The organism is Oceanotoga teriensis (genome assembly GCF_003148465.1).
GTDB lineage: Bacteria > Thermotogota > Thermotogae > Petrotogales > Petrotogaceae > Oceanotoga > Oceanotoga teriensis.
This window is the reverse complement of sequence record NZ_QGGI01000033.1, coordinates 1-11,183: the sequence shown is the minus strand read 5'-3', so window position 1 is coordinate 11,183 and position 11,183 is coordinate 1. Positions and strand designations below refer to the sequence as shown.

Sequence of the window (11,183 nt, the reverse complement as noted above, 5' to 3'; positions counted from 1 at the left end):
GGGTCTTCGGATTTTATAGTGGAATTATCTTTTTAAAGTTTAAAAATAATTAGTGTTCAAATCGGAATATCTGGTGGAATACTAAGTGTCATAAATGTATCAATTAAATACGAGAGATACGTGAGAAAGTTAAAATAGTCTAACGAACAAGAGCTAAGAAAATTTATGGCACAATACATGGAAAAAGTGTGTGACATACTGGAAAACAGACCTTATTGTTATGACTTATACTGTATCGAGGTATTCGAATTATTGTATTTGTACCTATGTAGCAGATTAATTAAAGGACAGTCATTAATATAAGATATAGGAATTGACAACAATACTATTACACTATACAATGTAATTGTGAAATTGGTAATAAAAAGTATTATCGTTTTACTTAAATAAAAGGGAGGAATTTAAAATGAATTCAGCAAAAACTGATGTTCTAAAAGTGGAAGGTTTGGATTGCCCTTCATGTGCAACAACAGTTGAAAAAGCTTTGAAAAAATTAAAGGGAATTCAAAGTACAGAGGCTAACTTTTTTGCGGAAAAATTAACTGTAACTTATGATGATTCCAGAGTAACTCTTGACGACATTGCTGATAAATTAAAAAAAGTAGGTCACCCTGTAGTTAAATAACTCCAGTTTTTCCACTTAATGTTATCCCTTTAATTAACTTTTGAGTGGGGTTTAGTATTTAATTTATCTTTTCCTATCAAATGAATAAAAACATATCAATTTTTTTGATTACATTTTAAAAATGGAACATAAATAAGGGGGTGATATGCTCCCCCTAAAGTAGACACTTAATAAAATAAGTCTACTTTAGAGGGGATTTTTTTATGAATAGAAAAGTATATTCTGCAGATGTGTTAGAAAAATATATTCTGATGTTCATCAAAGATGGTATAAATTATCCAACTTTGGTAAAAGAGTATGGGTTATCGATACATAATACAATATTCTATCAATATGTTAATAAATATCGAAAGTATGGTTTAGAGGCCTTGAAACCTAGAAAATTAAATAATATATATTCTGAAGAATTTAAACAAAAGGTAGTTAATGCTTATTTAAATGATGAGGGATCTCTTCGAGATCTAACACTAAGATTCAATGTTCCTGCTGTATCAACTGTAAGTTATTGGATAATGAAGTATACTGAGGGTAAAAGTAGTAAGAGTTACAGTACGAAACCCGAGGTGTACACTATGAAAATGAGAAAAACAACGACCAGTGAGCGAATAGAAATTGTCAAGGATTGTTTATCCAATAACTTATCATATGTGCAAACAGCCAAAAAATATCAAGTATCTTATAATAACGTTTACTCATGGGTTCAAAAATATAAAAAACATGGAAGTGAAGGCCTAATAGATGGGCGAGGACGCCGAAAACCTTCTACGATTCAAACTGAAACTGAACAGTTACGTACAGAAATAGCTGCTTTAAAAGCTAAAAATGAGTACTTAAAAACAGAGAATGCGGTATTAAAAAAGCTCGAGGAGATAGAAAGAGGGTCGATATTAAAAGAGCACGATATGAAGCGGAATTTCAAACCATCTCCTGCCTCAAAGAAAAAGGATTCAAAATAACTCTTTTATGTCAGGTATTAGGGGTTAGTCGTGCTGGATATTATAAGTGGTTAAAACGAAAGCCGACGGCTGAGGAAATACGCTTAAATAATATCATGAAGACAATTATTGACGTGAATGAAGAAGTTAATGGTATATATGGATATAGGAGAATGACGATTTATTTAAATCACTATTGTGAGGAGAAAGCTAATCATAAATGTGTATACAGAGTAATGACTCATTTAGGTATAAAATCAGTTATTCGTAAGAAACGATACCACTATAAACCGCATAAACCACAAAATGTAGCTGAAAATGTGTTAAATCGCGAATTCAAAAAAATGTATAAAGCAAATGAAGTCCTGTTAACTGATGTAACAGAATTAAAATACAATAACCACTCTAAAGCCTATTTGAGTGCAGTTTTGGATTATGGTGAGAAGAAAATTATTGCGTGGAAATTAGGAATTTCCAATAACAACCACCTCGTAGCTGAAACATTTAAGCAAATTGAAGGTCAACTGTTACCAAATAAGACCTTGATACATAGTGATCGTGGTTATCAGTATACTTCCCATTGGTTCAAAGAATATATAAAGAGAAATGAGGTTATACAAAGTATGTCGAGACCAGGCTATTGTATTGATAACGGGCCTATGGAAAGTTTCTGGGGCATCCTTAAGGATGAATGTTATAGAAGAAAGCACTTTGAAACTTTTGAAGACCTAGAGGATGCTATTAATACTTACATTGAATTCTATAACTCAAAACGGGTTTCTTTGTCTATGGGGTTAAAGATACCAGTGAATACTAAATAGATAGTTTATTAGATTTTAAAATGACTAAAGTTGTTGCAGTTCGTTAAGTGATGACACTTTTGCCTTAGGATATATAATCGGGATGAATCCCGATTATATATCCTAAGGCAAAGAGACAAAAAATAGCTAACTGTAAAAAAATATTTGTATTTTGTAATTAAAAAAAGACTAGATAATTCTAGTCTCAAAAAAACTTATTTTTTTATCTGTCTACTTGACAGGGGTCAGTTCAGGGGAACACAGAAATGAATACAAGGTGGTATAAACACCCAAGGACAATACTGTTGATTATTGCCGCAACCGTCACAGCATTTACACTGATTGCAGAAATTGGATTCGGTCTACCTGAAATGTGGGCGATTATTTTATATAGTATTGCAATTGTTGTTGGAGGGATCTATCCAGCAAGAAGTGCATGGGTTGAATTAAGAAATGGAAGTCCCTCCATTAATACATTGCATATTGCGGCAGTAATTGGAGCTATTTATCTAGGATTATGGGGAGAAGCTGCGGGGCTTGTCGTTATTTTCTCTTTAGGTGAATTAATGGAATCATACGCATCAGATAAAGCCAGAAATGCAATTAGAGCATTAGTTGAATTAGCCCCTAGTGAAGCAACAGTCATTCGAAATGGTCGTCAAATGCGTATATTGACAGAACAAGTGGAAATCAGAGATATCGTTCTGGTACGTCCCGGAGAAAAAATACCAGTTGATGGTGTAGTCACTAAAGGTTCAACTACAGTTGATCAAGCTTCCATTACTGGAGAGTCAATACCTGTATCAAAACAATTAGGAGATGAGGTATTTGCTTCAACATTAAATGAACGTGGTGCATTGGAAATAGAAGTGACTAAACTTGCTCAAGATACAACCCTAGCCCAAATTATTAAATTAGTAGAGGGCGCACAAATGAAAAAAGGGAAAGGACAGCGGTTCAGTGAGAAATTTGGTGCCATTTACACGCCAGCCATGTTTGTATTAGCGATCATTGTGGCTATTGTACCTCCCCTTTTCTTTGGTCAACCTTTTGATGAATGGTTATATAGAGCTTTAGTGGTACTAGTCGTTTCTTGTTCTTGTGGATTAGTACTGTCTGTGCCAGTCGCAGTCGTTACTGGCATTGGAACGGCAGCTCGAAGTGGAGTAATGGTTAAAGGCGGTATTTATATAGAATCAGCTGGTAGTACTCAAGTTGTGGCATTTGATAAAACAGGAACCTTGACAGTTGGAAAGCCTTCGGTCACGGATCTTGTAACGGTATCAGACCTTTCAAATAAGCAATTATTGGAGATTGCTGGTGCGCTTGAAAAACAATCCGAACATCCTTTAGCTGATGCGATTATGGAAGAAACATTAAACAAAAAGATTACAATTCCAGATGTAGAAGAATTCGATTCACTTACAGGTCGTGGGGCAAAAGGTAAGATTAACGGAAATAATTACTACATTGGAAATCCACGCTTGTTTAACGAATTAAAAGTAAACATAAATAAAGACCACGTCATGCAAATTGAAAAGCTGCAAGGACAAGGGAAAACTGTCATGCTCTTAGGAACTGCCAATGAAGTACTTGGGATGATTGCAGTAGCTGATAGACCCAAAGAAAATGCAAAACAAGCTATTCAAAGTTTGAAAGAAGCTGGTGTGAAAAAGGTTGTTATGCTAACAGGTGATAATAGACTAACAGGTGAAGCAATTGGTAAAGAACTTGGCGTTGATGAAGTAAGAGCAGAACTCCTTCCAGAAGATAAGATTAACGCAGTGAAAGAATTGCAAAAACAGTATGGGCAGGTAGCGATGGTAGGAGATGGTGTAAATGATGCACCAGCACTGGCTCAGGCTGATGTAGGTATTGCAATGGGAGTTCAAGGAACAGACGTTGCACTAGAGACAGCAGATATTGCTTTAATGCAGGATAATTTAGATCAACTAGTATATACACTAAAATTAAGTAAAAAGACAGTTTCTAAAATAGACCAAAATATTGCTATTTCGTTAGCGATAGTTGCGTTCCTTGTTGTGACTGCCTTGATCGGAGTCATGCCTCTTACATTAGGTTTAATTATAAATGAAGGAAGTGCCTTGATTATCATTGCAAACGCAATGTTCCTTCGTAGATATCAATGGAAAAAAGAAGGTATAAGAACTAAAAACAATGCAAGTGATATTCCATTGACTAATGTAGAATAATCCAAAGAACTATGTGTAAAATAGTTGTCGGAAAGTAAAATAGTAGGGTAAGAAATTAAAGTAGACAAAAAGGAAGAAGACCCTTAATCTAGAGATAACCACAAATCCAGAAAAGAGGTCTTCTTATGAATCAAATTATAGCAGAAATTGCCAGTATATTAAAGGATTCTGAAACATTATTAGACAGTGAAATACGATTAGATCAATACCTTCCAAAAGTCATGTGTGAGCTGGTTTCCAAAGCAATCGAGATGATTGATTTGAAATTAATTCATACTTATAAAGAAAAAGGATACGATATACAGAAAACAATGAAACGTACCGTTCAGTTCTCATACGGGGCTGTTGAGATTAGGCGACGACGCATGAGAAAAGATGGCGAAAAAAGCATTGTACCATTAGATGAAGCCATCGGCTTAGAAGAGTATATTCGCTATTCACCTTTAGTTGAAATGAAAGCCGCTAAGGTTGCCTCCGATGGTGTGTATCGCAAGGCGGCTGATGCCATTAACCTCTTAACTCCGCTTCAAGTAAGTCATACAACCGTTCATAAAATGGTTCAAAAAACAGGTGAGAAAGTTCAAAAATGGACGGATGAAGCTCCGAGTCATATTGAAACACCCCAAAAAGAAAAAAGGAAAGTGCCTGTGCTGTTTATTGAAGGCGACGGGTTATTACTAAAAGGAAGAGGCGAGAAAAATCCTGAGCTTCATCGTGTTCAATTTCATGAAGGTGTGACGTACGTAGGAAAACAAAAGCGACCAGTCCTTATTGGATCCCAAGTTTTTGAAAGTACAGTATCTAGTAAAGAAGCCTTTAAACGAGCTGGGCAGTGGTTAGAAGCGATGTATGATATTCGGGAAACAATCATCGTATCCAACAGTGATGGCGGCAGCGGGTATGAAAAAGATAAATTTGAGCAGATTATTGGAAAATGCAAAAAGCATGAACACTTTAGAGATCCCTACCATGTGAATGAAAAAATAAACCAACGGTTAAGTTTTGATAAGCCTATGATTATTGAAATGAGAAAAGCTGTGAGTGCCTATGATAAAGAACGTGTTCTTAGCGTATTGGCGACGACAGAAAGTCGCATAGAAGATGAAGAAACAAGAACTGAGAAAGAAGAGCATCTCCGTCTATTAGGGGCTTATTTAGAACGCAATTGGGAAAGTATTTGTCCCTTGAAAATGCGAGACTTACCTGTCCAAAATGGAATAGGTATTTGTGAAAGTAATCATCGTCCCTACAGTTACCGTATGAAACGCCAAGGGCGTGGATTTTCAGCCAAAGGAGCTGGAAACTTAGCTTCCATTATTTCAGCTCGTAAAAACGGAACTCTTTTAGAAGCTTTGAGAGCGGAACTACCTGCATTTGAACAAACCATTGTCCCTGAATTTAAAGGGGCTGTTAGAGCTGTTTTGAAAAAGATTCATCGTCCTTCTATAGGGGTTAAAATGGGTGAAATAGCTAATTATAGTTCCACATCAAGTCCAATGGGACAACTGAAGAAAATGTTTGGGTAACGAAACACACAGAATGAGCAATTTTAATATTAAAATTGAAGAGTTACCATCTCTAGAGAAAAGTTTCCGCCAAAGTATTGACACATACAAATCACCACTATTACTTGACAAATGGAATCACCTAGTATAAAATACTAACTACCGGTAGTTAGTATTAAGGATGGTGAATTATGAAAACAAAAGATTTAATTATTGAAGAATTTATAAAATCCTTTGGTGAAAATGGATTTGAAGGAACTTCTGTTGACTATCTAGCAAAGCAAGTTGGCATAAAGAAAGGTTCTATTTATACCCACTATAGTGGAAAAAATGAAATATTTACTATTGCCTGTGAAAAAATACTAGATAAATGTATCGTTGCTATAAAACAATTGCTTGAAGTAGAGAGGGATAAACCATTAGATGAACAACTTTTTATTTTGCTTAAAACTGTCTGTCTAGAAAGTGATTTTTTAACCGCTGATGAGATAGCTTTCAGCAAGCGCGTTGCAATTTTATCTAGCAGTGAATTGTTGTCGCTTGTAGATAAATTATTAGCAAAATATGATAATTTTATTGACGACACAGTATCACGAATTTTTATTGATTGTGCTAAACAAAAAATGTTGGCAGAAGAAGAGATAACGTCTGCCATAAGTGTATATCGTATGTTGTTGGAAAACTTATATATTGATTCATTAGCAAATCAAAATTGTAATGAAAAATTGAATCATTTATGGAGATATTTTTGGAAAGGTGTTTGCAGTTAAAAATTAAATAAACTTGATTGGAGGTTTAATTTTGGAAATTATTAAGTATATTGGAGCAGCATTTTCAACTTGGTTCATAGGTTTTTTTCCTTATTTTGAAATTTATATTGCAATACCTGCAGGTTTTGCAGCCGGGCTAAATTGGTTTGACGCTTTTTTATGGGCTTCACTAGGAAATTGGATGGTTATTCCGTTTGTGGATATATGCTATGAATGGTTAATGAAATTTAATTTCATGAAAAAAATCATGGAAAAAAGTCTAAATGGAAAATGGGAGAATCGCATAGAAAAGCATGGTGCATGGGTTATACTTTTGTTAACTCCTTTAGCAGGTGTTTGGACAATAGGTGTTATTGCTAAAGCACTAAAGTTTAATCGAGCAAAACTTTGGATATATAGTGCAACTAGTGTTGGGATTACTGGATTAATTATTACGATATTAATTATAAATGGAATTACCCTGAATAATTCATAGTACCTTGTCAGAACAGGCATTTATCCCGCTTTGATAAGGTTTATCACTCTATTCCTTCTTCACCCGTTGGGTGAAGAAAAAAATATACAAAAAGAGCACACTCTATGTTATTGTAAAGTCGATCAAAACAACAAAAACAAGAGGTGTGCTCAATGTCAACTTTACAAGAAAAGCAACTACAATTCAATCCCCATTTGGTTATGTCAAACGATGGCGGTCAATTATCCAATGATTCCGGTCTCCTTTTACTCTTTGAATTTTTTCATAAGATCAAGTTCAAAGAGCTGGTTAACGAGTTATTGCATATTGACGATTCAAGAAACTATTGTACACATGACTATATTGATTTATTTATGCAGGTTCTTGTGCAGTTAATAGCCGGTTACTCAACGGATTCTTCAGCCAATTGGCTACGTCACGATCCAGTTTTTCAGCAGGGGCTAAATAAAACGACCTTAGGTTCACAGTCGATGGTTTCTCGTTTTATTCATCAACTGTCGGAGGAGAATATCGTTCAACTTCAATCAATTGCCAAGGCATTGACCACTATCTATATCGGCCAAAAAAATACACAGCATATGATCATTGACGTGGATTCTACTCACTCAGACACCTTCGGAAAACAAGAACAGACTGATTTCAATACTCACTACGGAACAACGGGTTATCATCCCTTAGTGGCTTTTGATGGACTGACTGGTCTGTTTCTGGGTGCCGAACTTCGTCCGGGCAATGTGTACACGTCTAACAATGCAGAAGTCTTTTTAGCAGACATCATCTCTCAACACAAACAGCACTCATGCGATATGTTTTTAACTGTCCGAGGGGACAGTGGCTTTGCCAAACCTGAGATCTATGAGTTATGCGAGCAAGAAAAAGTGAAGTATATTATTCGTTTAAAAGTCAATGCACGACTGAAGAACATGGCTCAACAAAAGTTCCTTTACGGACCAGATACAGACTTTACACATAAAGAATCACAGTATTTCAAGATTGATTATCAAGCTAAATCTTGGGAAACGGTTCGTAAAGTAGCTGTAAAGGCCACTCGAGAAGCTGGCGAACTCTTATTTACGACGTTTGAGTTTATCGTATCAAATTTCGTTGATATACCTGCCCAAACAGTGTACAAGCTCTACCAAAAGAGAGGGACAATGGAAAATTATATCAAAGAAATCAAACATGGTTTTTCCTTCGACAAGACCGATAGTTCAACGTTTCTTGCGAATCAGGCTCGCATGATGATGAGTTGTATTGCCTATACAGTCATTCATTTGATGAAAGAGCTAACATTCCCAGATAAAGAGAAAAAATCAACGGTGGCGACTATTCGGTTTAAAGTTTTCCACATTGCTGGAAGGCTGACACGACATGCGCGTAAAATAAAAGTCCGCTTGTCCACAGGTTACGTTTTCTCTTCACTGTTCTGGACAATATTGGAGAATATTCAACAGCTGGTTCTGTTGCATTAGCTACTCCAGAAGATCATATTAATTTTTTGACGATTGTAAGACCAAGGGGTCTTTATACTCTTTTTTCCATCTTTTTGTTTTCGATCTAATCGAGAAGGATATAAAGTGGCATGATAGACAGTTAATACTTAAAAATGTCTAAAAAAGCAGTGAGTTTAATAGAAATAGTTATCCACATTTAGAGGTATGAATAATTCAGGATTACTCCAAAGAAATGCAATTTGACATATGAATAATTACACTATATATTGTAATTGTGAAATGGAGGAGGAAATAATGGAAGAAAATTGTTATACACCTAAACCTCAGCTAACGGATCGTCCTTTGTTGGATATAGATTATGCGGAGGGATTGAGCGAAACGTTTAAAATCCTTTCAAACGGCACGAGGCTTCGGATATTACACGCAGTGAATCGAACACCAAACATATCCGTTACTGAGTTGGCTGAACAACTCGAAATGAAACCTCAAGCCATCTCTAACCAACTTCAACGATTAGATGATAAGGGCATTGTTCGTTCGTCTCGTGAGGGAAATTTTATTCGGTATCGAGTTGTTGATCTTTGTGTAACCAGCCTTTTACACGAAGGATGGTGCCTAACAGAAGATTTACCAAAATAGGAGGAGATTCAAAGTGGAAAAATGTGCACGCTCTAACTGTAATTGTCTTATTGGTGAGAACAAAGTAGAGGTTGATGGAAAAGTTTATTGTAATCAAGAATGTGCAGATCATTGTACTGATGAAGTTTGCGAGTGCAAAGATTGTAGCTGTGCAACTGCATAATTGAATAATAATGAAGGTTATCCTGTGCAACTATAGGATAACCTTTTTTGTACATAGGCTATCCAACGATAGGGTGCATTATTTAATGCAAACTCTACAAAAGGAATTTTCCAAACTATTTTCCTATCACCTATTGTATATGCTTTATGGGATGTTCTAAGAGCATTTGTGGTCACAAAAAATATTTAACAATTTTAATTTTGATATCAAATCTATACTTGAAAAACACGGAGTAGTAAAGGATGAACAATATGTCAGACTTATTATTACTACCAGATCTTAAAACAATAGAACCACCACAAGAAAATGAATCCGACATGATGTTTAAAGTGGAAGCAACTTTTCCACCAGTACGTTGCCCTCAATGTGGCTTTGACAGGCTATATAAACATACATCAAGAAAGCAACTAATCATGGATCTGCCTATTCGTTTAAAGCGAGTAGGATTACAATTAAACCGCAGACGTTATAAATGTCGTGAATGTGGCACAACTTTTTGGGAACGCCTTATATCCATTGACGAAAAGCGTAGTATGACTAAAAGGCTTATAAGGTCTATTGAAGAACAATCTCTGTCTAAGACCTTCGTAGACGTAGCTGAAAGTGTTGGTGTAGACGAGAAAACTGTTAGGAACATCTTTAAAGACTATGTGGCATTAAAAGAACGTGAATATCAGTTTGAAACTCCTAAATGGCTTGGTATTGACGAAATACACATTATCAAGAAACCTCGTCTTGTATTGACCAATGTAGAACGTAGAACTATATATGACATAAAACCCAATCGTAACAAAGATACGGTCATTCAACGCCTTTCTGAAATTAAAGACAATACATATATCGAATATGTCACAATGGATATGTGGAAGCCCTACAAAGACGCAGTTAATACAGTTATACCTCACGCTAAAGTAGTTGTAGATAAGTTTCATGTAGTCCGAATGGCTAATCAAGCCTTGGATAGTGTTAGGAAGTCTCTTAAAGCCAATATGACAGCCAAAGAAAGTCGTACCCTTATGCGTGAGAGGTATATCCTTCTTAAACGAAAGCATGACTTGAATGAACGAGATTCATTCCTTTTGGATACTTGGTTAAGTAATTTACCTGAACTAAAAGAAGCCTACGAACTTAAAGAAGAGTTCTACTTGATATGGGATACAGATGACCTTGAGCAAGCCAAAGATCGTTACAGGTATTGGAGACAATGCTGTTTATCCAGCAACTCTAAAAACGCCTATAAAGACCTATTAAGAGCCGTAGACAACTGGCAGGATGAAATCTTCAATTACTTTGATAAAAGGCTCACTAACGCTTATACAGAGTCTATAAATAGCATCATTAGGCAAGTAGAACGAATGGGTAGAGGGTACTCATTTGAAGCCTTACGAGCTAAAATAATTTTTAATGAAAAGCTCCATAAAAAGAGGAAGCCACGATTTAATTCAAGTGCATTCAGCAAAGCTATGTTATACGATAGTTTCAATTCGTATCAAATAACAGACCGAGACAAAACAGGCAACTATGGTGTAGATTTTTCCACACTTATTAAGAAATTGGAAAAGAGTAACTTATAGGCCCTTTTCCACCATAAAATCCGAATACCC

10 protein-coding genes are annotated in these 11,183 nt (G+C 35.6%); all 10 read left to right on the top strand.

What is annotated here, in order from left to right:
• Nucleotides 1-406: 406 nt before the first annotated feature.
• On the top strand, nucleotides 407-625 hold the full coding sequence (locus C7380_RS13090) for a heavy-metal-associated domain-containing protein (RefSeq protein WP_010731340.1): 219 nt from the start codon (nucleotides 407-409) through the stop codon (nucleotides 623-625).
• A 203-nt stretch (nucleotides 626-828) separates the two neighbouring features.
• Nucleotides 829-1,581 (top strand): helix-turn-helix domain-containing protein, encoded by a 753-nt coding sequence (locus C7380_RS13085; protein ID WP_091404665.1) that lies wholly within the window; start codon nucleotides 829-831, stop codon nucleotides 1,579-1,581.
• A complete protein-coding gene (locus C7380_RS13080; RefSeq protein WP_109606641.1) occupies nucleotides 1,476-2,381 on the top strand; it encodes an IS3 family transposase in 906 nt (301 codons plus the stop codon). Before C7380_RS13085 ends, C7380_RS13080 begins: the two co-directional genes overlap by 106 nt.
• Nucleotides 2,382-2,626: 245 nt before the next feature.
• On the top strand, nucleotides 2,627-4,573 hold the full coding sequence (locus C7380_RS13075; protein ID WP_091404662.1) for a heavy metal translocating P-type ATPase: 1,947 nt from the start codon (nucleotides 2,627-2,629) through the stop codon (nucleotides 4,571-4,573).
• A gap of 125 nt (nucleotides 4,574-4,698) precedes the next feature.
• Nucleotides 4,699-6,099, top strand: coding sequence for an ISLre2 family transposase (locus C7380_RS13070; protein WP_109606639.1), 1,401 nt, complete (start codon nucleotides 4,699-4,701; stop codon nucleotides 6,097-6,099).
• A 170-nt stretch (nucleotides 6,100-6,269) separates the two neighbouring features.
• Complete coding sequence (locus C7380_RS13065; protein ID WP_032490934.1) at nucleotides 6,270-6,848, top strand: TetR/AcrR family transcriptional regulator; 579 nt, start codon at nucleotides 6,270-6,272, stop codon at nucleotides 6,846-6,848.
• Nucleotides 6,849-6,879: 31 nt separating this feature from the next.
• Nucleotides 6,880-7,323, top strand: a complete 444-nt coding sequence (locus C7380_RS13060; protein ID WP_032490933.1) for a small multi-drug export protein — start codon at nucleotides 6,880-6,882, stop codon at nucleotides 7,321-7,323.
• 152 nt (nucleotides 7,324-7,475) lie between these two features.
• The gene (locus C7380_RS13055; RefSeq protein ID WP_109606637.1) at nucleotides 7,476-8,795 is read left to right on the top strand and encodes an IS1380 family transposase; all 1,320 of its coding nucleotides are present in this window, start codon (nucleotides 7,476-7,478) and stop codon (nucleotides 8,793-8,795) included.
• A gap of 276 nt (nucleotides 8,796-9,071) precedes the next feature.
• Nucleotides 9,072-9,416, top strand: a complete 345-nt coding sequence (locus C7380_RS13050; RefSeq protein ID WP_070466883.1) for an ArsR/SmtB family transcription factor — start codon at nucleotides 9,072-9,074, stop codon at nucleotides 9,414-9,416.
• A 414-nt stretch (nucleotides 9,417-9,830) separates the two neighbouring features.
• Nucleotides 9,831-11,153: an ISL3 family transposase gene (locus C7380_RS13040; RefSeq protein ID WP_009384779.1), complete on the top strand. Its 1,323-nt coding sequence runs from the start codon at nucleotides 9,831-9,833 to the stop codon at nucleotides 11,151-11,153.
• Nucleotides 11,154-11,183 lie beyond the last annotated feature (30 nt).

Bases quoted from the DNA above. Each gene is read 5' to 3' on its own strand.
- C7380_RS13075 (WP_091404662.1), top strand. From the start codon at position 2,627: ATGAATACAAGGTGGTATAAACACCCAAGGACAATACTGTTGATTATT.
- C7380_RS13070 (WP_109606639.1), top strand. From the start codon at position 4,699: ATGAATCAAATTATAGCAGAAATTGCCAGTATATTAAAGGATTCTGAA.
- C7380_RS13065 (WP_032490934.1), top strand. From the start codon at position 6,270: ATGAAAACAAAAGATTTAATTATTGAAGAATTTATAAAATCCTTTGGT.
- C7380_RS13085 (WP_091404665.1), top strand. From the start codon at position 829: ATGAATAGAAAAGTATATTCTGCAGATGTGTTAGAAAAATATATTCTG.
- C7380_RS13055 (WP_109606637.1), top strand. From the start codon at position 7,476: ATGTCAACTTTACAAGAAAAGCAACTACAATTCAATCCCCATTTGGTT.
- C7380_RS13090 (WP_010731340.1), top strand. From the start codon at position 407: ATGAATTCAGCAAAAACTGATGTTCTAAAAGTGGAAGGTTTGGATTGC.
- C7380_RS13040 (WP_009384779.1), top strand. From the start codon at position 9,831: ATGTCAGACTTATTATTACTACCAGATCTTAAAACAATAGAACCACCA.
- C7380_RS13050 (WP_070466883.1), top strand. From the start codon at position 9,072: ATGGAAGAAAATTGTTATACACCTAAACCTCAGCTAACGGATCGTCCT.